At 34.1% G+C, this 22,939-nt stretch carries 26 protein-coding genes and 2 pseudogenes; 11 read left to right on the top strand and 17 right to left on the bottom strand.

What is annotated here, in order from left to right; genetic code table 11:
- Positions 1-585: 585 nt before the first annotated feature.
- Positions 586-837 carry a transcription initiation factor TFIIIB gene (locus V7S50_RS26990; RefSeq protein WP_242251617.1) on the bottom strand — a complete coding sequence of 84 codons (252 nt, stop codon included), beginning with the start codon at positions 835-837 and terminating at the stop codon, positions 586-588.
- A 144-nt stretch (positions 838-981) separates the two neighbouring features.
- Here V7S50_RS26990 and V7S50_RS26985 point away from each other — a divergent pair, with 144 nt between their 5' ends.
- From V7S50_RS26985 to V7S50_RS34140, 3 genes and pseudogenes are all read left to right on the top strand, one after another.
- Positions 982-1,176, top strand: coding sequence for a hypothetical protein (locus V7S50_RS26985; protein ID WP_001042534.1), 195 nt, complete (start codon positions 982-984; stop codon positions 1,174-1,176).
- Between the two features lie 146 nt (positions 1,177-1,322).
- Positions 1,323-1,487: a hypothetical protein gene (locus tag V7S50_RS26980; protein ID WP_000017081.1), complete on the top strand. Its 165-nt coding sequence runs from the start codon at positions 1,323-1,325 to the stop codon at positions 1,485-1,487.
- Between the two features lie 171 nt (positions 1,488-1,658).
- Positions 1,659-1,796, top strand: a pseudogene (locus V7S50_RS34140) (exosporium leader peptide-containing protein); the annotation flags it as partial.
- Here the strand turns inward: V7S50_RS34140 and V7S50_RS26975 are convergent.
- A complete protein-coding gene (locus tag V7S50_RS26975) occupies positions 1,758-1,952 on the bottom strand; it encodes a hypothetical protein (RefSeq protein WP_306475100.1) in 195 nt (64 codons plus the stop codon). The pseudogene V7S50_RS34140 and the gene V7S50_RS26975 sit on opposite strands and share 39 nt — an antisense overlap.
- Positions 1,953-2,489: 537 nt before the next feature.
- Between V7S50_RS26975 and V7S50_RS26970 the strand changes: the two genes are divergently transcribed.
- Positions 2,490-2,960 carry a GNAT family N-acetyltransferase gene (locus tag V7S50_RS26970; RefSeq protein ID WP_000172416.1) on the top strand — a complete coding sequence of 157 codons (471 nt, stop codon included), beginning with the start codon at positions 2,490-2,492 and terminating at the stop codon, positions 2,958-2,960.
- Between the two features lie 97 nt (positions 2,961-3,057).
- Here the strand turns inward: V7S50_RS26970 and V7S50_RS26965 are convergent, their stop codons facing one another.
- Positions 3,058-4,008, bottom strand: a complete 951-nt coding sequence (locus V7S50_RS26965) for a CobW family GTP-binding protein (protein ID WP_242251615.1) — start codon at positions 4,006-4,008, stop codon at positions 3,058-3,060.
- Between the two features lie 165 nt (positions 4,009-4,173).
- Here V7S50_RS26965 and V7S50_RS26960 point away from each other — a divergent pair, with 165 nt between their 5' ends.
- Positions 4,174-5,076: an aldo/keto reductase gene (locus V7S50_RS26960; RefSeq protein WP_098557048.1), complete on the top strand. Its 903-nt coding sequence runs from the start codon at positions 4,174-4,176 to the stop codon at positions 5,074-5,076.
- Between the two features lie 23 nt (positions 5,077-5,099).
- On the opposite strand, the gene V7S50_RS26955 is transcribed toward V7S50_RS26960, so the two are convergent.
- Positions 5,100-5,684, bottom strand: a complete 585-nt coding sequence (locus tag V7S50_RS26955; protein ID WP_242251613.1) for a GNAT family N-acetyltransferase — start codon at positions 5,682-5,684, stop codon at positions 5,100-5,102.
- 84 nt (positions 5,685-5,768) lie between these two features.
- A complete protein-coding gene (locus V7S50_RS26950) occupies positions 5,769-7,232 on the bottom strand; it encodes a flavin monoamine oxidase family protein (RefSeq protein WP_242251611.1) in 1,464 nt (487 codons plus the stop codon).
- Between the two features lie 177 nt (positions 7,233-7,409).
- Here V7S50_RS26950 and V7S50_RS26945 point away from each other — a divergent pair, with 177 nt between their 5' ends.
- The gene (locus V7S50_RS26945) at positions 7,410-7,601 is read left to right on the top strand and encodes a DUF3896 domain-containing protein (protein WP_242251610.1); all 192 of its coding nucleotides are present in this window, start codon (positions 7,410-7,412) and stop codon (positions 7,599-7,601) included.
- A gap of 105 nt (positions 7,602-7,706) precedes the next feature.
- Positions 7,707-8,708 carry an LLM class flavin-dependent oxidoreductase gene (locus tag V7S50_RS26940; RefSeq protein WP_242251609.1) on the top strand — a complete coding sequence of 334 codons (1,002 nt, stop codon included), beginning with the start codon at positions 7,707-7,709 and terminating at the stop codon, positions 8,706-8,708.
- A 45-nt stretch (positions 8,709-8,753) separates the two neighbouring features.
- Here the strand turns inward: V7S50_RS26940 and V7S50_RS26935 are convergent, their stop codons facing one another.
- From V7S50_RS26935 to V7S50_RS26925, 3 genes are all read right to left on the bottom strand, one after another.
- Complete coding sequence (locus V7S50_RS26935; protein ID WP_252209207.1) at positions 8,754-9,698, bottom strand: alpha/beta hydrolase; 945 nt, start codon at positions 9,696-9,698, stop codon at positions 8,754-8,756.
- A 226-nt stretch (positions 9,699-9,924) separates the two neighbouring features.
- Positions 9,925-10,380 (bottom strand): DUF3939 domain-containing protein, encoded by a 456-nt coding sequence (locus tag V7S50_RS26930; protein WP_063222792.1) that lies wholly within the window; start codon positions 10,378-10,380, stop codon positions 9,925-9,927.
- 106 nt (positions 10,381-10,486) lie between these two features.
- Positions 10,487-10,930 carry a Dps family protein gene (locus tag V7S50_RS26925; protein WP_242251605.1) on the bottom strand — a complete coding sequence of 148 codons (444 nt, stop codon included), beginning with the start codon at positions 10,928-10,930 and terminating at the stop codon, positions 10,487-10,489.
- Positions 10,931-11,171: 241 nt separating this feature from the next.
- Between V7S50_RS26925 and V7S50_RS26920 the strand changes: the two genes are divergently transcribed.
- Positions 11,172-12,212 carry a YkvI family membrane protein gene (locus tag V7S50_RS26920; RefSeq protein WP_048527401.1) on the top strand — a complete coding sequence of 347 codons (1,041 nt, stop codon included), beginning with the start codon at positions 11,172-11,174 and terminating at the stop codon, positions 12,210-12,212.
- 36 nt (positions 12,213-12,248) lie between these two features.
- On the opposite strand, the gene V7S50_RS26915 is transcribed toward V7S50_RS26920, so the two are convergent.
- From V7S50_RS26915 to V7S50_RS26895, 5 genes are all read right to left on the bottom strand, one after another.
- Complete coding sequence (locus V7S50_RS26915) at positions 12,249-12,617, bottom strand: DUF3979 family protein (RefSeq protein ID WP_048527400.1); 369 nt, start codon at positions 12,615-12,617, stop codon at positions 12,249-12,251.
- Positions 12,618-12,871: 254 nt separating this feature from the next.
- A complete protein-coding gene (locus V7S50_RS26910) occupies positions 12,872-13,177 on the bottom strand; it encodes a hypothetical protein (protein ID WP_242251603.1) in 306 nt (101 codons plus the stop codon).
- A gap of 200 nt (positions 13,178-13,377) precedes the next feature.
- Entirely contained in the window at positions 13,378-15,360 is a 1,983-nt protein-coding gene (locus V7S50_RS26905; protein WP_242251601.1) for a HAMP domain-containing methyl-accepting chemotaxis protein, read from the bottom strand.
- A gap of 204 nt (positions 15,361-15,564) precedes the next feature.
- On the bottom strand, positions 15,565-16,614 hold the full coding sequence (gene rsgA, locus V7S50_RS26900) for a ribosome small subunit-dependent GTPase A (protein WP_242251599.1): 1,050 nt from the start codon (positions 16,612-16,614) through the stop codon (positions 15,565-15,567).
- Positions 16,615-16,796: 182 nt separating this feature from the next.
- Positions 16,797-17,324: a DinB family protein gene (locus V7S50_RS26895; RefSeq protein WP_242251598.1), complete on the bottom strand. Its 528-nt coding sequence runs from the start codon at positions 17,322-17,324 to the stop codon at positions 16,797-16,799.
- Between the two features lie 196 nt (positions 17,325-17,520).
- Here V7S50_RS26895 and V7S50_RS26890 point away from each other — a divergent pair, with 196 nt between their 5' ends.
- Positions 17,521-17,868, top strand: coding sequence for a DUF4257 domain-containing protein (locus tag V7S50_RS26890; RefSeq protein WP_000426313.1), 348 nt, complete (start codon positions 17,521-17,523; stop codon positions 17,866-17,868).
- Between the two features lie 84 nt (positions 17,869-17,952).
- Positions 17,953-18,177 (top strand): hypothetical protein, encoded by a 225-nt coding sequence (locus V7S50_RS26885; RefSeq protein WP_000162601.1) that lies wholly within the window; start codon positions 17,953-17,955, stop codon positions 18,175-18,177.
- Positions 18,178-18,384: 207 nt separating this feature from the next.
- Here the strand turns inward: V7S50_RS26885 and V7S50_RS26880 are convergent, their stop codons facing one another.
- From V7S50_RS26880 to V7S50_RS26870, 3 genes and pseudogenes are all read right to left on the bottom strand, one after another.
- Entirely contained in the window at positions 18,385-18,747 is a 363-nt protein-coding gene (locus V7S50_RS26880) for a DUF805 domain-containing protein (protein WP_063222800.1), read from the bottom strand.
- A 496-nt stretch (positions 18,748-19,243) separates the two neighbouring features.
- A pseudogene (locus tag V7S50_RS26875) lies at positions 19,244-20,419 on the bottom strand (MFS transporter).
- Positions 20,420-20,468: 49 nt separating this feature from the next.
- Positions 20,469-21,404, bottom strand: a complete 936-nt coding sequence (locus V7S50_RS26870; RefSeq protein ID WP_336376432.1) for an aldo/keto reductase — start codon at positions 21,402-21,404, stop codon at positions 20,469-20,471.
- Between the two features lie 65 nt (positions 21,405-21,469).
- On the opposite strand from V7S50_RS26870, the gene V7S50_RS26865 reads away from it, so the two are divergent.
- Positions 21,470-21,778, top strand: a complete 309-nt coding sequence (locus V7S50_RS26865) for an ArsR/SmtB family transcription factor (protein ID WP_242251596.1) — start codon at positions 21,470-21,472, stop codon at positions 21,776-21,778.
- 41 nt (positions 21,779-21,819) lie between these two features.
- Here V7S50_RS26865 and V7S50_RS26860 read toward each other — a convergent pair whose 3' ends face one another.
- Positions 21,820-22,770 (bottom strand): serine protease, encoded by a 951-nt coding sequence (locus tag V7S50_RS26860; protein WP_242251595.1) that lies wholly within the window; start codon positions 22,768-22,770, stop codon positions 21,820-21,822.
- Between the last annotated feature and the right edge of the window lie 169 nt (positions 22,771-22,939).

Raw genomic sequence — 22,939 nt, 5'->3', positions numbered from 1 at the left:
GAATAATATGGAAATCGCAATGGCAGTTTTAAAATTTATTGGTGGAGCAATCCCATTAATTCAAGAACTTCTAAAAGCATTTATGTAATTTCATTATTTAGCAATTCTTTATAAATATTATCATACAAATGATCTGTATATCAAAGATGAATTGATTTACAGATCATTTGCGTGAGCAAGGTCCCTTTAACATTATTGAGGGACTTTTTTAATTTTTTAAATACTTAAGGTTACGTCACATCAAAATCAAGTTAGCAAAACAAAATGAAAAATATAAAAAAAACATAACGTCTTGTTTTTTCGTTCGTTGTGTTCGTTTGTTTTGTGCAAAAGAAAAAGCACCTACTGAATAGATACTTTTTTCTCTTTTCCGCCATTTCTCACAATACAAATATATCACGATGATTTCAAAACAACCGGCACAATTCTGCCAGTAATTTAAATCTTTTTATGGTTTTTCTATAAATTCTATAACTCTTTTTTTGATTTCGTTCAATTTGTTAATTCTCATAGGATTTACATACTTACTAACGAATAAGTTGATGTAATTTACATAGTAAATTACATCTTGGAGGAGATCAGCAGTTAGCTTTTGCTAGCTGCTCTTTTGCTCATATAAAGTAGTTTTTCTTGAGCATCCTCAGCAGCTTCTTTTCTGTCGAATTCTCCCCATCCATTACCGCTGCAAATTTCATCACCACAAGAACTACAAATTAATTCGTATTCATTGCACTCACAACCACAAGGTTCTCCACAAAGCATATTCGTATAATCAATATCTTCTTCAGTATTATTATGGCCACACTTGTTACATTTAAAGTTGTAACCAGTTTTCATTATCCTTTCCTACCCAAATAGCGTTTTCGTTCAAATTTCTCCTGTACTTATATACGTCCCTGTATATCCAAAAACAAAAATATAGTAAAATACATTTATAAGTTCGTTTAATACTTAAATCTATTGAGAACAGGAAGTCTGTATATAAATAAAAGACTTAATGTGTTAATGAAAATTACGCCTTTCCTAAGTGTACTTTTTATCTTAATTGGAATATCTATGGCAATATTCGGTGCATTAGATCATAACCACAAAATGTTTATGGGTTCACTATTCGTAATTGTACAAGCTGCACTTGTAATTACATATACTAAGATGTTTAAAAAAATTGGTTTCTAAAACTTTGAATACCAGCTGAAATATTCAGTAGATATACTTATCATTTCAGCTGTATTTCCCTATTTAAATAAGGATTTCATTAAAAACTTACATGTATATATTTTTCGTTATATAATTAAGATATCGATATATTAGGAGTGTTAATCATGTCAGGAACGATAATGATTTTGTTATACATTTGTTTCGGATTAAGTGCAGTTTTCAGCTTAATAAAAGAATTGAAAAAGCCACAGAAAAACCAGTTCTTGATTTTAGTTGATTCTCTAATTTTGCTAGGAGCCTTAATCCTAGTAGGTAGTATCTTCATCTAAATTACATAACAAGAACTACATTAGGGAGCAAAGCAGTCTAGCGAAAGCTAACTGCTTTTTTATTAAATAACTATTTTATTAAATTTCATATATACAATCGCTTGTCCATTTCATTTGGCTCTACTCACGCATTTACTATTAGTAATACGAATTTTTCAGAGGTGAATTTTATTGGACGAGTTTTTATCCTCCGCTGCATTAAATCCAGGTTCAGTCGAACCGACACTTCCACCTATGCAACCTTTTCAATTCCCTACAGGTCCCACTGATTCAACGGGTGCTACAGGGGCAACCGGTAACACTGAGCCTTATTGGCAATACCGGACCACCTGGCATTGTTTTGCTCACATATGACTTTAAATCTCTCATAATAAGTTTTGCATTTCGGATACTCCCCATATCATGAATACTAATTACATGTCTTCTTGTTGCAAACTGTAGCTTTCTAATCGTAGCCAGTATCACCACACAATGGTTGATGTTCATGTGATTCTGTATGTTCATGTTTATCCATCTCATATTCTTTTAGATGTTTCCACTCGACCTTGTCGTCAATATACAGAACTTGCAGTATGGTGGCGTTTTCCTTCATATATATCTTCCTGGAATAAATTGCAGTTTCTCTAATCTAGATTGATCTACCACTACTTCTGATGCAGTAAGAGTCGGTAAACGAAAATTGAACTTGCATTCTCCATCTTTTTTACACCCCTTGGCAAGATTTCTCCTGTAGGATATTACATACAGCAGACAATACAAAACCAAGTGCCCCTTCAACGAGCGCAATTTGCAGTGAATAAAAATATTGAGCTCACCAATGGAGATGCTCTTATTAGCATAATGAAGCATAAATATTAAAAAGGTTGCCCAAAATTAGCTATTCAGCTACTTTTGGGCAACCTCTTCTTTTTTATGTATTTCTGCTTGACTTGACCAAAATAACAAGTAAAATTATCCATATTAGCTTTTGAGCTATATTAATTTAGAAGGTGAGTTGGAATTATGACTCTTCACATTTGTGAAGTAACAGCAAAAAATTGGCGTTCAGTAGCTGCTTTAAACGTCGCAAAAGACCAGCAGCAATTTATTGAAAGTAATGCGTTTTCTTTAGCAGAATCATTATATGAAGGAAACGGAACGTCAATAGGTTTATATGATGGAGAAACACTTGTAGGATATGCAATGTACGGATGGTATTGGGAAAAGCGTAAAAGTGTGTGGTTAGACCGCTTTATGATTGACCAACAATATCAAGGAAAAGGATACGCAAAACGTTTCCTTCGCATACTCCTTCAATTCTTACAAGATAAATTTGAATGTAAAATAATTTATTTAAGTTTACACCCAGACAACAAACTTGCAATGGGACTATACGAATCATTTGGTTTCCGTTTAAACGGGGATATTGATGATGAAGGCCCAGTTGTAGGTGTTGTAATGGAGTTACTTTTAGATGAACATACAAGCCTGTGAAAACAGGCTTTTTTTAACCCTTCGTTTTTGGCAATCTAGTATTTTTCTACAAAACACTTAGTTACGTCCAAAAAATAAGCCTGCAATATACGCAGACTTATTTCACACACTCCTCGAAATGTTCTTGAAACCATTCTTTATTAATATCTTTTCCGATAAACACGACTTCACTTACTCGTTCTTCGCCCTCTTGCCACTCTCTATCGTATGATGCAGCAAACAATGTATGCACACCTTGGAAAACGATACGTTTATCTACTCCATCGATGGATAAAATCCCTTTATAACGATATAAATACTCCCCTAGCTCTTGAACGACAGCTGACATCCACTCATTTAGTTTTTGTAAATCTAACGGGCGCTCTTCACGTAATACAAACGATTTTACACCTTCTAGATGGTTATGTTCTGTATGAGGATAAATTTGTAACGTATCTTTCGTTTTAAACGTTTGAATTTGTAGTAATGATGGAATATCTACATCACAGTTAGTGGCCTCGATTAAATTTGCAGTTGGGTTAATACCTTGCAGTTCCTGCAAGAGATTTTCCTTTTCACTTTCATTCACTAAATCTAATTTATTTACTAAAACGACATCAGCAAATGCAATTTGTTCCTTTGCTTCTAGCCCTTTTTCAAAATGTTTATGTATATGATAACTATCTACTACTGTTACAACACCGTTAATTTGGTATGCAGATTGAATGACTGGATCTAAAAAGAATGTTTGAATAATCGGACCCGGATTTGCAAGACCAGTCGTTTCAATTACTAATCCATCAAAGTCCATTTTCCCTTCTGCTTTTACATCTAGTAATTGTTTTAATGCAACGAGTAAATCTTCCCGTACAGTACAGCATAAACAACCGTTTGTCATTTCCATAATTTCTTCTTCAACATTCATAATCAACTGATTATCGATACCAATTTGCCCTATTTCATTTACAATCACCGCTAATTTCTGACCGTGATTCTCTGACAAAATGCGATTTAATAGTGTCGTTTTCCCTGAACCAAGAAAACCAGTTAATATTGTTACTGGAATCATTTCGTACCTCTCCTTATAGCTATATGTTTTTACATTATAGCATATAGAAATAATCGTTTTTGTGGCAAAACATATTTATTGTATGTACACCCATCTGACTATATAATAATACGTAGAAAGAAAGCCTTTTCAGAAATATTATTATTCATCAAGGGGGCACTTATAATGGAACGAGTTCAAATGGCTGAAAAGCTAGAATTTTCTCGTATTATTCAAGGTTTTTGGCGTTTAGCAGAATGGAATATGACGAAACAAGAATTACTTTCTTTTATTGAAGAATGCATGGATATGGGGATTACTACTTTCGATCACGCTGATATTTATGGCGGTTATACATGTGAAGGACTGTTCGGAGAGGCATTACATCTAAAGCCTTCCTTACGTGAAAACATGCAGATCATCACAAAATGTGGAATCGCTCCCCCATCACCAAAATTTCCAGAGCGATATGTTGCTCACTACAACACTAGTGCAGAACATATTATTCAAAGTGCAGAAGCATCACTTAAAAATTTACATACAGATTATATTGACGTATTACTTATCCATCGTCCTGATCCATTTATGGATCCAAATGAAGTGGCAGAAGCGTTCTCACGCTTAAAGCAAGAAGGAAAAGTTCGTCACTTCGGTGTATCTAACTTCTTACCTTCCCAATTTAATATGTTAAGTTCGTACTTAGATTTCCCGCTTATTACGAATCAAATTGAAGTATCCCCAATGCAGCTTGAACATTTTGAAAAAGGAACAATTGATTTATGCCAAGAAAAACGAATCAATCCAATGATTTGGTCACCACTTGCTGGCGGAGAAATCTTTACTGGTCAATCAGAACGTGCCGTACGTGTACGTGAAACTTTACAAAAGGTTGCTACTGAGCTAGGTGTTAGTAGCATTGATACTGTTATGTATGCATGGTTACTTGCACATCCAGCTAAAATGATGCCAATCATCGGCTCTGGTAAATTAGATCGTGTTAAAACGGCCGCTCTTGCCACAAAAGTTCACTTAGACCGTCAACAATGGTTTACAATTTTCGAAAGTTCTAATGGACATCCTGTACCATAATACACAAAAAGAAGAGCTGCTTCTTACAGCTCTTCTTTTTCATATGTATTTCTAGTCATCGCAAATACACACATATCTCTTAATCCATTACCATCTACTGCTACACTCGCACTTTCTAACGTACCCTCTAACTTAAAGCCTAATTTCTCAGGTATTGCTCTACTCTTCTTATTTAAAGAATCACAACGAATTTCTACGCGGTTTGCTTTCAGCTCAGAAAAAGCATAATCTGTTATACCCTTTGCTGCCTCTACCATATAGCCCTTTCCACTGAATCTTGAATCAATCCAATACCCTATTTCAAATTGAGGTATATCCCAATTAATACGGTGTAATCCAGCTGATGCAATAAATTCACCTGTTTCTTTCAAAAATACTAGCAATCTCAAATCCTCACGCTGCAAAAATTGGATATGTGATTTTCTAATGCTTTCTTCTACTTCTTCCTCTGTTTGCTCTTTTTGAGCAAAAACCATCCATGGTTTTAATTCTTGCATAGAAGCTTGAATTGCATCGTATACAACTTTACCGTCACCTGGTTTCGGCATTCGAATACATAGCCTTTCAGTATAAAATTCAGAAGGAAAATCGAATAATAATGGATTCACTGTAAACACTCCCTATAATTCTTTTATATATAATAATATCCATCTCAAACTATATAGTAAAGAAATTTCTGAATTTTACACATTTTACTTGTTCACCTCTACCGCTACACGAACCCCAGATTCAATTGCCCCTTGAATCCAACCGTGATATAACGTCGTATGGTCTCCAGCGAAGAATATTCTTCCCTCTGGTTTGACAATCACTGGTTGTAGCTCAGATTCTTGACCTGCCTGAAATAGCGCAAACCCTCCAAGTGCATATGGATCCAATGTCCAACTTTTTGATATTCCAGACAAGAATTCATCATATACTTGACCACCTAGTATCGTTGCTAAGTTGTGTAATGTGTAATAAATACGATCCCCCTTTGATAATCCATCCCATAACAACGCATCATATGACCATGTATAGCTTCCTAGCATCATAGCTGGTCCCTTCTCTCCAATTCCATAGCTTGGATAATAAGCGTAACGTATTGGCAAATCTGTTATAATTCTGCCTCCTAATTGTCCTTGCTCTTCCCAAAATCGGCTTTTAAATTGAATCCCTATTTTCGTCGCAGGCATATAATGCAATTCACGAATTGCTTTCCATTTTTCATGAGATATAGAATCAAATGGATCTACTTCCACAAAACGCATTGTCGAAAACGGAATCGTAACAATAACTAAATCACCAGTTATACTACTATATTCAAACGTTTCTTCGTTCCGATAGAAAGCCGTCACCCCATTATCGTGTTGATGCAGTTTCATTAATTTTTGGTTATAAATAATATTTTCTTCTAATTGTGGTAAAAAGGACTTTGGTAATCTATCATTCCCCCCTACTATTTCACAAAATCCACTCTCCTCTTGCATAATATATAAAAAGCGCAACGTTTCAACAAACGACCTTTCCAAAAAACCTTCTAAGTCTAAAAGAACACCGATCATTTCAATCGTTACTGGAGAAAAGTACGTATTATATTGATAAGGATGATACTTTAAAAATTGTCCCGTAGAGTATCTTCCAAAATCCTTTACTACAACATCCCAATTTTTTTCTGGGTTCTTTTTTATAAAATTTATAATGGGCTGTACCGCTAACAGTAATAGTTCCTCAGACGTTTTCCCAACTTCATTCATTTCCACTGGATATCTTAAAATACTTGGATCTTTTTCGTATTGTTGTAACGTCGTTTTCCGGCCATTTACATAAATAATATCCGTATCATTCCTATTAATAAATGGGCTCACCTGTAGCCCAAATTTTCTTATATATGCCATCGTTAATGTGTGCGAATACGGAATTCTCATTGCCCCAACATCCAAATATAATCCGGTATCTTCCATTCTAACTGTCTCTATGCGGCCACCTACCCGGTTGTTTGCTTCAAAAATTTTCACCTCATGTCCTGCTGCCTTTAATAAAGAGGCCGAAACTAAACCAGCCATACCAGCCCCTACTACAATAATTTGTTTCGGACTTGTCGTCTTCTTCAATCCCTTATTTATAACTTGTAACGTTTCATCCATCTCAGTGTTAAACATTATATCTTTCTGCACAATTCCACCCCTTACTTCATCAAATGGGCATTAGTGGTTTAGTGCATTTTATTCATAAATTCCCATAAACATAACAACTGAGCAAGTTGAATATTCACTAAAAATACATAAGAGATAGCTCTCACATCTCTTCACGCTTCGTATAATATAGCAACAGCAAATAAGGAGTGGTTAAAAATGAAACCAGCTTACGACTACAATGCTACAAAAAAGTATTTAAAAGAAAAGAAACAACAGCTATGCAACAAACTTAGTAATATGCATCTATCTAAAAAAGAACGTGAACAATTAAAACTTGAGATTGATAACTACGAATATATTATAAATGTAGTCGAAATGAATCATTATGAACGAGGATTTTCACGTTAAAAGTGGATATGTAATTTATCCACTTTTTATTTTGAGCATTTCATTACGCATTTTTCATAAGTAAATATATAATAGGATGTACATTAAGATTGAGAGGTATATTCTATGATCAAGTTAAGTGTATTAGACCAATCCCCTATTTCAGATGGTAGTACAGCAGCCCAAGCTTTTTCTCTTACAGTTACGCTTGCACAAGAAGTTGAAAAACTTGGATTTACACGTTTTTGGGTATCAGAGCATCATAATTCGATAAGCCTTGCTGGTTCAAGTCCAGAAATACTTATATCTCATATTGCAGCAAAAACGGACCGTATGAGAGTTGGTTCAGGTGGTGTTATGTTACCGCATTATAGCCCCTATAAAGTTGCTGAGAACTTCCGCGTTTTAGAAGCGCTTTATCCAAATCGTATTGACCTTGGTGTCGGCAGAGCACCTGGCGGTATGCCAATTGCGACTCGCGCACTTCAAGAAGGAAAAATGGTCTCACTTGATCAATATCCAGAACAAATTGCAGATGTTGCAATGTACTTACATGATCAAGTACCAGAAAACCATCATTATGCAAATTTAAAGGCTACTCCTGTGATTCCAACATCTCCCGAGATGTGGATGCTTGGTTCTAGTGGAGAGAGCGCAAAGATTGCCGCACAACAAGGTGCTTCTTTTGCATTCGCACAGTTCATAAACGGATACGGTGGACCTGAGGTAATGGAGGCTTATCAAGAACAATTCCAACCTTCCTATTTAGGAGATAAACCAAAATCAATCGTCGCTATTTTTGTTATTTGCGGAGAAACAAATGAGGAAGCGGAAAGGATTGCTTCTAGTTTAGATTTATCAATCTTATTACTAGAGCAAGGAAAGCGAACAACTGGTACTCCTTCTATCGAAACTGCACAAAATTATTCATACAGCGCTTATGATTTATTCCGTATAAAAGAAAATCGTCAACGTATGATTGTCGGTGATCCATCTTCTGTGAAAGAAAAAATCGTAAACTTAAGCAAAGCGTACAATACTGATGAATTTATGATTGTCACAATTACTCATCGATTTGAAGATAAATTGAATTCTTATCGCTTACTAGCAAATGTTTTTAATTTATAATAATAAAAGGGAGATACATCAATTATGATGCATCTCCCTTCCTTACTACTTATTACTTTTGTCATCTATATATTCAATAGCCTCTTTTAATAACTCATCAAAATTCTCAGGATAATCATGGTTTAGATTAGGCACAACTTTATACTTATGTTCTATATTCTTATCTCTTAATAATCGTACAAATTGCTGCGTACATTCGAAACAATCTTCATCTTGCTCCCCACACACTATATATCCCTTTATATTTTTATCTTGTAGCGCTTCCAACCACTCATTCCATTCTTCAATCTCTGGAAGCCACGGCGCCATAAAAATAAAACCATCTACATCTATATCTTTGTGTAAAATCGTATACAAAGCTACTCCTGCACCAGCAGAAAAACCACCAATTATTACTCTTTCTACTGTATGATTTTCTATAAACTTAACGTAATGCTCTTTTAATTCTTCTTTTGCTCTATGTATATCATCCCAAACAAACCCATCTGAAAACTGAATTTGCGAAGACTGTGGTAAAGCTAACGTATAATCTTGTGTCAAAATAGATTTCCAATATGGTTCTACTATTCCTATATTTTCTTGATCACCGTGCATTGCAAGAAATAGTTTTTCTTTTTTCTTGCCGTCTATATATTTCACGTCTGCTCGTTCTGTTTTCTTTGCTAACTCTTCTCTCTCTTTACATAATTGAACCATTTTGTGAAAGTCTTCAAATTTATGTAATGATTTTAAATCGTCGTCCGAAATTAAATACTTATTTCCATACCAAAAACCCTTTTCTATAATAGCTTCCTTCATTAAATGCAACGCTTCTTCTTCAAGTCCTGCTGCACTCGCTAATGCATATTTAAAATTATATATTTGCGCCTCATTCCCCACTATACCTTTAGCATGCTCCATTATATAAGTATACGCTTCCAAACTTCCTTTCTTTGCATAACAATGTAACGTTTCATTTAATAATTGAATATAAGTCATACTATTTTTCATACCCCAATTCCCCCGTAACCTTTTATAATATTTATTTCTCAAACCTTTATACCATTCTATAATCAATGTATATAACCCACGCTAACAATACTTTATTCTTAGAATGACACTTAATCATTACTCCACTTTGTCCAATAATTTTATTATAAAGTTGAATAAACTGAAAAATCAATATTTTTACAAACAAAAAAAGACAACAATATATTTATTGTTGTTTTCCATACATCTACCCACTCTTTTGTTTTTTTCTATCTGGTTTACTTGAAACTAAATAATGCTTTTCTGAAATATATAAGTTTCTTTTTAATATACGATTTAAATACGGCCCTAATTTCACCCCGCATATAAGGCGATCTTCACTACCTTCAACAATTGGAAACATTTCTTTTTCTGTTACATATTGATCTACTGCTTTTTGTACGATATCAATTTCTTTCACTAGGTTTAAGTTTTCTTCTGTATGTTCAAATACCTCAAGCGTTTCCTTCGTAATAAGAAAAAGGTTTGTTGGAAATGCAGGTAAATACGGCTTTAACAAATCATAATTTACTGTATAATCATCATTTACTAATACTGTATAAACGATATTAGCATTCGTTTCTAGAAACTTAGCCATCGCTTGTTCTAATTCATCTTTCGTAATTTCACGCTCTTCTTTTCCAGTTTTGAAAAAGCGAAACATTGCATCGCCTCCTTTTTACTATATTATAGCATAAAAGAAAACTGAAAAATCACAAAAAAGTCATTGAAAGAATTTTTCAATGACTTTTTTCTTTATATTCTTATATTTATTTTAAGAACGCACTTAGCATCCATACATGTTGCTCTAATGTTGTATGAATTGCTAACAACATATCCGCTGATGTTTCATCTCCAGCTTCACTAGCAATCTCCATACCTTCTTTCAATTCTTGAATAAGTGCAGAGTAATCATTCACTAATGTTTGCACCATTTCCTCTGCGGATTCCTTGCTTGTCCCTTCGCTGACACTAGAAGTAGCAAGATATTCTTTCATTGTCGCTAGCGGTTTACCTTCCAATGCTAAAATACGTTCTGCTAATTCATCAATATACGTTCCAGCTTCATTGTAAAACTCTTCAAATTTCTCATGTAATGTAAAGAAGTGCGGTCCTGTCACATACCAGTGATAATTATGTAGTTTCACATATAACACATTCCAGTTTGCTACCTGCTTGTTTAATACTTCAACAACATTTGTTTTCGTACTCATACAATCCACTCCTCTTATTATTTCATACTGTTTTTCTTTTAATAACCTAGTTACATTTTACCATACATTCCCTATCCTTTCGAACGATTGGCTCATATGTAACAAAGTTTTAACACCTTTAATACTTCCCTAATATCTATTAATTCATGTATGTTTTCAAACACTTCATACGTCTAATTGTCCAAGCTCATACATATGCATAATAGTAAATCAAGCTCATCGTAGTAGAAAGAGGGATAACATGGACAATCAACAATGGCAAGTAGCAAAGAAAGTCGCTGCTACTTATATTGGAACAGTCGTTGGAGCTGGATTTGCTACTGGACGAGAAATTGTTGAATTTTTTACAGTGAACGGATTTTACGGAACAATTGGTATATGTGTCAGTGGATTTTTTTTTATTTGGCTTGGCACGAAGATGATGTTGCTTTCATCACAAATCGGTGCATTTTCAGCGCAAGAATTTAACAAATATTTATTTGGAGATGTATTTGGTAATGTTGTAAATACACTATTATTACTCGTATTATTTGGTGTAACGAGCGTTATGTTATCAGGAGCTGGAGCAGTATTTGAAGAGCAACTTCGTTTACCAAGACAACTCGGCATTCTCATTACAGTAATTGCATGCCTCATTATAGGTAGTCGTGGATTACAAGGTGTCTTTGAGGTAAATACTCTTGTCGTACCTATTATGATGATTTTTATTATAGGACTTGCTATTACAACATTTTTTCACGGTACAACTCCCATTAGTAACACTATTCCTGCAGAAAGCTGGAATATGAAGTGGATAACTAGCCCTATTACATATGTCGCCTTAAATCTTTCTCTCGCCCAAAGCGTTCTCGTCCCGTTAGCCAGTGAAGTGAAAGATCGAAAAGCCATTTTATGGGGTGGTATTTTAGGTGGGGCAGGACTTTCTTTAATTTTACTATGCAGCCATTTAGCGATCTTATCAGTCGATCAATTTTATCAATATAACATCCCAATGGCTGAAGTCATAAGAAGATTTAATGCAACTTTCCACTTCTTCTTTGTTCTTGTTATTTTCGGTGAAGTGTTCACAACTTTAGTTGGCAATGTATTCGGAATGACAAAACAGATGCAATCGATTACCGGATGGCAAAACAACAATATTATTTTCTTCATTTTACTAATTAGTTATTGCTTTAGTTACGTTGGTTACAGTGAATTGCTCCACATTTTATATCCTATAATCGGATGGGTCAGTATTATTTTACTCCCGATTATTGCTTTTAAACGACTTCAAAAAACATAAAAGGAGCATCCATGTCATTGGATGCTCCTTTTATGTTTATTCACAATCATCACAAACTTCCCAGTACGGTCCCATTTCGAGTGCTAAATATGGCTTTAATTGCAAGCGAATCATCCGACTAGGCATACGTTCTAAAACGAATTGAATTCCTTCTTCCTCTTCGTCTAATTCAACTTTTGAAATCGCAATTCTTTGCATAGTAGAAATAGGCATTCCATCTTTATATAAAGTGATTTTCACCTCATCATATTCATTAAAATACAATTCAACACTCATTTCATTTTTTAACATTTCATCAACAATTTCATATTTATCATTTCGTTCCTGGATTATATATTTCCAGCCGCCTCTACCTTCTTCTTTCGGAGCTGTTTGAAATAATGTCATCAAATCCTCGTATAGCATAAGATAACCCCTCTCTTACTAAAAAACGATGAGTATTTTATATACCCTTTATCTCTATCACTATCCATATGTATTGTACCATATATCGCTATTCTTACCGTATTCATTTGCTTCATAAGTCTATATAAAACACTTTATTTAGTCTTTATTATTATATGGCTTACTTTATTACTTCCCCCCCCCTTATATTTTAAACCTGTACCCATTCATTATTTGCTCACAACAAAAAAGAAGAGTGACTTACATCACTCTCCTTAAAAGAACTTTCCAGTAGCTACTAATGCTAATACTAGTATTAAAATTGTAAATAATAATGATACAATGAAACTAAAAATAGGTAATGCTTTCTTTTCATTCTTCTTAAAGAGTAACTTTAAACTAAGAAAGATGTTTACTGGTACAAATATCAAATAAAAATATTTAACAATTTGCACCGAACTATTCGAAAGTGTTTTTAAAATAAACACTTCAATTAGAAAAACAATAAAAAATGAAATACTTAACCAAAATGAGACATAACTAAGCCAAGAATGTCTTTTGGTCCCCCAGTACACTCCCATATTAATAATCTCCTTTATTTGCATTCTATATGATTATAATTATACATAAAGTTAACAAATACCTCTATTTTTCGACAAATATTATACATGATATACCTTTAAACATCATAAACATACTCTCTATCACATTTCATGTTACATAGTAAAAACAGACTACTCCAAAATCGCATACTGCTATTTTGGAGATAGCCTGTCCTCTGTTAAACTTTAAATCTTTCAATTAACCCTTGTAACTCTTCCGCCATTTGAGATAATGTACCAGCTGCAGAACTAATCTCTTCGATGGACGCTAGTTGTTCTTCTGCCGATGCTGCAACGTTTTGAGTACTCGTCGCATTATTCTGTGCTGTCATTGCAATTTGACCTACCGAAATAGACACTTCATTTGCACCTTTTGACATCCCGTTAGCCGTTTCAACCATCGTTTTAATTTGATCCGCAATTTCATTTGTAGATTGTAAAATCTCAGTAAAGTTTTGCTTCGTTTCATTCGCAATAACAAGTCCAGATTGAACTTCTTCATTTACATGCCCCATAGACTTTACCGTCTTACTCATGTCATCTTGTATTTCACATATTAATTTACTAATTTCACTAGAAGATACGCTAGACTTCTCCGCCAATTTACGTACTTCATCTGCAACGATTGCAAATCCTCTTCCGTGCTCTCCTGCTCTTGCAGCTTCAATTGCTGCATTCAAAGCTAGAAGATTTGTTTGATCTGCGATATTTTGAATTACTTCTAGTATGTCACCAATTTGTTTTGATTTATTATTTAATAACTGTATAACTTCATCTGATTGCGAAACAGATTCTGCAATAGACTGCATTTGATTTACTGTTTTTCCGACCAGTTTTCCACCATCTTCTGCTTTTTCACGAGTATGAGCAGAAGCCGTATTAATTGATGATGAACTATTTGCTACATGCTGAATTCCTTCCGTTACATCAAATAGTAACATTGCACCATTTTCTACACTTGTCGTTTGCGTTGTTGCCCCGCTCGATATTTCATCCATTGCCGTTGTAATTTGCTCAGTCGCTTCGCTGGCCTGTCTTACACTTGCCGTTAGCTCTTCTGATGCTGCTGCAACATGTCCAGCCGAAGTATTAATTCTTCCGATTAACGTTCGCAATGCATCTGTCATCTCATTAAATCCTTTTGCAAGTTGACCAATTTCATCATTAGAATGAATTTCAATTGTTTGTGTTAAATCCCCTTCACTGATTTCTTTAGAGGTAACAACTAATCTCTTTAAAGGCTTCGTAATTGACAGTGTTACAAAATAAATAAGTGTTCCACCTACTACTAATGAGATAAGCATAACAATTAACATATTATAAAATACAGGTTGAGCAGCTTCAATTACTTCATTTGAGTACATCGTCCCGCCAATTTTCCAACCAGTTTTTACATTTGTAGCAAATACCATTTGCTTTTCGCTACCGCCATAAGAGTAAGAAAAAGCACCATGATTATCTTCGTAAATTTTCTTTGCCCAAGAATCAGCTGCCTTATCTCCTGATTTTTCTTGTGGATGAGCAATTATTTTTTGTTTCCCATCTAAAATGAAAGCATATCCTTTTTTACCAATATTGATTAACTTTGTTGTTTTTAATAAATTATCTAAACTTAAATCTACTGCAACAACACCGTTTTTATCTTCTGTTTGTTTTGCAATTGTTACGACAATATGTCCATTTCCTTTCGCCTTATACGGCTCAGTAATGACAATACCACCTTGTTTTGCAACTGCATCTTTATACCAAGAACGCTCTGTGGGATCATAGTCTGCTGCCATTTGTATATTTGGTTCTTGCACAAATTTTTTATCATTTCCGGCAACATATACTTGTTCAACATCTTTATTTAAATTTATATATTGAGATAACATTTTCCTTAATTCATCATGACTATCGCTTTGATACATATTCCCTTGAATCACCCGTGCAAAACTATTCACGTCATTAAATTTCGCATCAATCATTTGATTGATTAAATTATCCAGTATTTTTATATTGTCGTTAGCACTACTCGTAATTTGTGATTCAAAATTCTTTTTAGCTGTTTGATAAGACATGCCTCCGATAATAGAAACAGCCGCAATTAAAATGACGAAAAATGAAATTAGTAGTTTTTTTGCTACTTTCATATCACGAAACCAATTTAATAGTCTACCCATTACAAACCTCCTGCTTTTCAATTTCAAAAGTTAAATTTAGTGAACTATAAATATTTCCCATTCCCTAATTATTATTTTCATAACCTATTATGATGAATACTTTGTAAAGTTTAAACAAATAATTTCCCTTTGTCCATATATATGAATAATATTATTATAAAATTTACAAATGTAAAAAGCCAAAGGGAATCCCCCTTTGGCTTTTTACATTTTTTTATGCTGTTTAGTAATCTTTTTCCACTTATCACGCTCTGCTCTTGCAAGAATAGCATCTTGTTTTCTCATAAAATACGCCAGTTCTTTTTGTAATTTTTTATAGCTTTGCAAACGATTTATCGTAATAATTCCGTTATCAATTGCATTATGCACTGCACACCCTGGCTCATTTTCATGCTTACAGTCCCTAAAACGGCACGTTTTTGCTAGTTCTTCAATATCAGAAAATGTTGTTTGAATCGCATCGCTTCCTTCCCAAAGTTGTAGTTCCCTCATGCCTGGTGTATCAATAACTAAACCACCACTCGGTAATCGGAACAATTCACGATGCGTTGTCGTATGTCTTCCTTTACTATCTTCCTCACGAATATCTCCCGTTTTTGCTACTTCAATTCCTATGAGTGCATTTAATAAAGTGGATTTTCCAACCCCAGATGAACCGACTAAAGCAATTGTTTTTCCTGAAGCAACAAATTGCTGCAACGATCCAATCCCAGTATGCTCTAAACTATCAACGACGAAGATTGGAACACCAATTGCTACAGCTTCCGTTTCAACGATTTTCTGTTCCACGTCTTCACATAAGCTACTCTTTGTTAAAACAATAACAGGCAGCGCACCACTTTCATACGCTAATAGTAAATAGCGCTCCATTCTTCTTACGTTAAAATCATGGTTCAGTGCATTCACTAAAAATAGATAATCTACATTTGCTGCTATTACTTGTTCTTCCGTTCGATTACCAGCCTCTTGTCTAGAAAAAGAGCTTCTTCTAGGAAAAATACGATGAATAATTGCTTTCTTTTCATTCTCTATTTTTTTTATATACACCCAATCACCAACCGCTGGATAATCACCCTTCGTTACTGCTTCATGCCGAAACTTACCAGACAGCTCTGCCATATATTCACCATCATTGCAAATAATTCGATATATATGCTTATGCTCAAGTAAAATACGCCCTACTTCAAAGTTCTCTACAGCTTGTTCCTCAAAAAAAGAATCCCAGCCGAACGATTCTAAAATATTTTGATTCAAATTGATATCCTCCCTAGTTTAAGCTAAGCGGAAGGATCGTGCGCTCCCTTATATAGTCTCGCCCTTTCCATCCACCTTTGTATTTGGTTTATTATTCATATAAGCTATTTTCGCCATAATACATCACCCCGTTCTTATTTTAATTACTCTCATTATATGGAATATCTATACAAAAAGCTACCTTATTTAACGTAATTTTCAAACAATTTATTTTTCATCATTCTAATTTGTCCACGGTGATTAATCTCATCTTCTAGCACATGAAACCACAGATAGTGCTGGTTATATGCTACACCGTTAGGCCACTTTCTTTCTGACTTAAGCCACTCATCATCTTGTTCACTCAAATACTTCAAAGATTCTTCTCGGACACTTTGTAGAAGTTGTACATAATACTTTATTTCATGACCACGGATTGTTCTCCCCACTTCCCCTAAATACAGTGCGTCTTCCCATATTTCTAATTCTTCTTTAGTAAAGTCACGCTCTTGAAATGAAATAAGTTGGTGAGCTTTTTCTATAGCTGCTATATGCTTTAGTAACGCTCCAATGGAATTCCCTCCACTCGGTATCATTAAATCTAATTGCTCAACTGACAGATCTTTTATTTCCTGTAATGTTACAGCCCTCGTGTACTCCAGCATGCTTACTAATTCCCCTATATTTTTTGTATAACCATCCACACTTCTTATTCGGAAATCTATATTCATATCACGCACCCCTTTCTACATTCATATTAAGGAATAACTGCGTCATATAATAGACTCATATATATCAGATTTTTCTGTTATAATTAAATTGAATACATAATAAACCCAAACAAACTTTCTCAATATGCTTCTATGAAATATTAAAAGGAATCAATATAAAAAAATCGAATCTTATTCACTAAAAGGAGTGGATTCGATGGAAATGTATCAATGGCTAACTGCTATTCTCGTTGGTGGCATTACTGGTTTCGTTTCCCATCTTATCAATAACCAAGGCAAGTTATTGCTTCCACGCCGTTTGAAAACTTTTTTTCACTTTGGGTTTTTGACTGATATTTTCACTGGTAGCCTAGCTGCACTTCTTGGACTCGTTCTATTCGATGTCACCTTAATAAAAGAAATTATTAAAGTATCCATTGTGACTGCTATTTCCGGTCAGACTTTCTTACTGCACCAAGCGCTTGGTGGTGAGCAGGCTAAAAATACACAAATTGGGAAAGCTGATGAGAAGATTCAAGAAATTGACAAATTATTACGACGTTAGTCTATACTTTTTTTAAAAATTATTGCTATAATAAATAATAAATATTTTCTATTGCGTCGTTTGTCAGAAGAAAGGGTGTTTCGTATGACAAAAAAGAAAATAGAAGATTTCTTAACAGACACTGAAAAAGAGGAACTGCTAGAAAACTATAAATGTTTACGAGAAGCCCGCACGAAAAGCGAAGCTAACTATTTTGGAGAAGCAGTAAACCATCTATTAAATAAAGCAAAACAACGAATTATTAAAGATGCAGGCATACATGATGAAAATGCAGCAACTGTTCAATCAAAAAGAAAAGCACTGTTTTAGTTAATTAGCTAAAACAGTGCTTTTTATTTAGAAATTTTTTCTTACCATGATACTTTCACTCTACCTTTATTCTTCCCATTTTTACTGATCCAAAATTCATATTGGCTTAGATCAACCTAATAATATAACCTCATGTAAAACATTTTAAGAATAGATATATTAAGCAAAATTTGTTGAACTAGTAATGCTATATACGAAATTAGTTTATTAAATCGCTTCTTTTAACTTTGTATGCGGATTTGGTCCGTATTGATTGTCATTTTCTTCACTTTCAATGATGAAAAATACAAGTAAAACAACGCTACCAAATGGTACAAAATTTAGTAGTTGCCACCATCCTGTTTTCCCAATATCATGTAACCGACGTGCTCCAACCGAAAAGCTTGGTATAATCATTACTAACATAAATAGCAATGCAATAATAGCAACCAAAACCTCTGAAAATGATGATAAAAACAAAAGTAGCCAAAAAATTACGATATTGGATAGACTAAAAATCCAGTACTCTTTTCGCGTAGCTCTACCACTAAAATTCCCATAATTCTTTAGAGCGTTCAAATACCATTGCATTTAAATCTCTCCCTTTTATCCCCAACAATATAAAAATATGTAATATTTAACATATAAGTAAAAATATAACATAATATTTATGCAAAATCCATACTCTTATCTACATTATTCTCTATTTAAATAGTGTTTTTTTCAACATTTTTCACATTACTTTCACATCTACTTCACAAATATAAGTAGTCCTATATGTTATACTTAGTACATCCTTTCCAAGGAACTATATGCCGATATATAAATCCCTATCTCTGTAGGGATTTTTATTTTTTGATTCTCCATAGCTTTGTTACAATGCCTATACACTATTTCTCTACTTTCTGTAGCTTCTGCACTTAAAAACTACTTCTTGTATTATTACTCTTCTAATATTGATTTAATATATTTCATATTTGGTTTTCAACTGAAGTTTTCATTGCTACACTAACCGCACTTCTTGTACTCGTTTTATTTGATGTCACCTCAACCGAAGAAATACAGCTATTTTTTATTTGAACAGGCTTTATGAAGCAATTCCTGTTTCACGATTTCCAGTAAGTTTTTCACTTTTTCTAAACAATAATAAAGCGACTACATATAGGAAAGCAGTAAAACTACCTACAAATATAAAATTGTGAGATGCCGCAAATAGCAGTCCTGCTATTGCCGCTCCTATCATTTGACCAATATACATCGAAGCATTAGCAAGAGCTGCTCCTGTTCCTCTTGCTACAATAGACATGTTTTGTAAGTGCCTCATCATCAATACAAACAAAATTCCTGTCACAAAAAATAAAACAAAAAATAATAACTCCACAAATATAATGTTCTTTATATGAGGAAGTAATACATATAGCACTGCTATAAATATAATGCCGCCATAGAAAGAAAGGTTATAACCAATTTTATTTACGATTCTAGGACCAAAAATATTCCCAGTTAAATTTCCTAATCCTAATACGAGCATAGCTGTACCTACTTCATGAACTTGTAAGCCAAATTGACTGGAAAGCCACACACCAAAGAATGAAAATGCAGCAAAATTACCAGTTTAAAAAACAAAATATGCAAAATAAGATAATGAAGCCTTTGAATCTGTAAGTAATTGTTTATAGCGTTTTAAAATGTTTGTTTTATTTCCACCTATGTGAACCGGTTGTATTTCTGGTAATACTACATAAATAAGAACGACAAGTAGTGCTGATAATATACCAATGACGAAGAATGGTGTTGTATAATGTGTCGTTGCTAAATATGCTCCAATTGGCAGCCCTAAAATTTGGGCGATTGATAGCCCTGCTGTTGCAATTCCAATTGCTTTTACAATTTGCTTCTTCTCTATTAGGAGCGGAATAGATGCCCACACTTGTGGAGATACAAAGGCTGCACTCACACCTGCTAAAAATCTAAATGCTAGCATCCATAGAAAACTCGGTGCAATTCCACATAAAAACGTACTTAACGCAAAAAAACTCATTCCTATTACCATCACTTTTTTTCTGTTTAAGCCATCTGATATAGGACCAGTGATAAGCGCAAATCCAGCGTATCCTAAAGCATATGAACTCACCATCCACCCTGACAACTCAGTTGAAATATGATACACCTGTTGTAAAGTCGGTAAAAGTGGTGAAATTAAGAAATTATCTGTACCGATCATAAACATGATTGTAAAGAATACAGCTAGTACTCTTTTCATTTAAATCTTCTCCTTTTATATAAAAAGAGGGAAATATCCCTCCTTTCAATTAATCTTCTAAAATAGATTCAATCTCTTTTATAACCTTTTCATTCAATGAAACTTCCACCGCTCTTACACTTTCTTTTATTTGCTCCGCTCGTTTCCCACCAGGAATAACAGTATCAATTCCTTTTTTGTTTAATAACCACGCTAAAGCTAAATGCGATACTTCGAGATCCTTTTCTTTAGCTAAGCCTTTTAACTTTTCAACTTTCTTAAAGTTACTCTTATATGTATTTTCTTCAAATAGATTTACACTTTGACGCCAATCACCTTCACTTAGTTTAAAATCTTCTGTATATTTTCCACCTAGTATCCCAAAGGCAAGAGGTCCGTACGGAATAAATGAAATACCTGATTCTATACAATACGGCAAAAGTTCTTCCCCAGCAGCACGATCCAATATATTATAGGGTGATTGTACAACATCTATCTGTCCGTGTTGATTCGCTTCCTTTAATTGCTCTAGGTTTATGTTTGATATTCCTATTGAACGAATTTTCCCTTCTTCTTTTAGACGAGTAAGCTCACCAATTGAATCTATGTAACTTATTTCTGGATTTGTAAAATGTAAATAATATAAATCAATATAATCAGTTTGTAATCTTCTTAAACTATTTTCTACAGCATTTCTTAAATAGCTTGGTTCATTATTAATATAAACCCCTCCATTTAATAACGGCTGTATTCCACCTTTTGTAGCAAGTACAACTTCGTGGCGTTTTCCTTTTAATACTTCTCCTACTAATTCTTCTGATCTACCGAAACCGTATGAATCTGCTGTATCAAAAAAGGTAATCCCTTGCTGGATAGCTTCTTCTATTAATCGTTTCCCTTCTTCCTCGTTCACATCAGCATATAAATTATGTCCCCCAATAGCGTTTGTTCCTAACCCCAACTTTGAAATATTTAGTCCTGCCTTTTGCAATTTTGTATACTTCATTTTTTCTCCCCCTATATTTCTATGTTATAGTGCAAATATATTAACTTATACAAGCAGGTGAAAAAATGCGTACTCTCTATCATCCAAATCGAGAAGAAATTCAATTCTCTTCTGTCTTATACGCACTTAGCGATCAAATTCGTTTACAAATTGTAACTATGCTACTAGAGAAAAATGAACAATCTTGTGGTTCGTTAAACATTCCGATTGCGAAATCAACTTTATCTCACCATTTCAAAGTTTTACGTGAATCCGGTGTTATGTATACACGCCTTGAAGGAACTCAACGTTTCATTTCAATTCGTGAAGATGACTTACATGCTAGATTCCCGGGTTTATTAAACGTCGTAACACATGCGACAGAACCATACTAAAAAACATCTCATATTCATATGAGATGTTTTTTTAGTATTTTCTATTCTTTTAATAAATCTATTAATCCATTCCCTTCAGATGTACGTTCATATCCTAAAGGTATAGTTCTTTTAATAAGTTGTGCATATATTTCTGGCTCTGATAATTTTCTACCATATTCCCTCTCACACTGCTTTATAAGCAATGCTAGCGCTCCAGCGACATGCGGTGTCGCCATAGAAGTTCCACTTAATACCGCATATTTCCCCTCAGGATACGTAGATAATATTTCATCGCCTGGCGCCACTAAATCAATTTCTTGATTTGAATTACTAAAACATGCGATTTTCCGCTCTAAATTGACAGCGCCAACTTCGATTACTTCGGAATAGGCACCTGGGAAATCTAGTTCCTCCGTATTATCATTACAATCCCCATTATTACCAGCAGCACATACAACAAGAACATCTTGCTTTACCGCATTTTGAATTGCTTCATGTAATTCTGGAACGTCTTCCGGGCCACCAAGTGACATTGAAATAACTCTAACTTTTTCTTTATTAGGCCCTCTCCAATTTACAGCATAATGAATCGCCTCAATAATTTGCTCATAACTCCCAGAACCATCTCCAGCTAAAACCTTTAATACTAACATTTTAGCAAGTGGTGCGACTCCTAAAACACCGACACCATTTTCAGTCGCTGCAATTGTCCCCGCTACATGAGTACCGTGTCCGTTATTATCAAGATAAATATTCGGATCCCCTTCGTAATCTTTCGTGAAATTTCTTCCACCGATAATACGATCCTTTAAATCTATATGGTTCATATCACATCCTGTATCTAATACGGCAACAACAATATCTTTTCCTTGCGCACTCTTCTCCCATACTTGCGGAGCATGAATGAGTTGTACACCTGGTGGAATTTCATTTACTTGTTCAACCACCTTATTTACAGTAAAAGGAATCAATTGTATACCTTTTTGTTTATTCGCTGTACTACTGTTCATCGTAATCCCCCCTGAAAATATATTATTTTCATTTCAGACCACTATAAGAAACACTTAAATGTAACATTCGTTTTATTCGTTTCGTTTTCCTTCCTTCAAAATATTTCTCAATAATGCTTACTAACTCTATATTACTCTTTTTATTTATCTCGTAATTTTTAGGTAACAA

It is taken from the genome of Bacillus sp. CCNWLW194, from assembly GCF_037120585.1.
In the GTDB taxonomy this organism is placed as follows: Bacteria; Bacillota; Bacilli; order Bacillales; family Bacillaceae_G; genus Bacillus_A; species Bacillus_A basilensis.
Note: the sequence above shows the minus strand (reverse complement) of the source record. Positions and strands in the feature narration are given on the sequence as shown.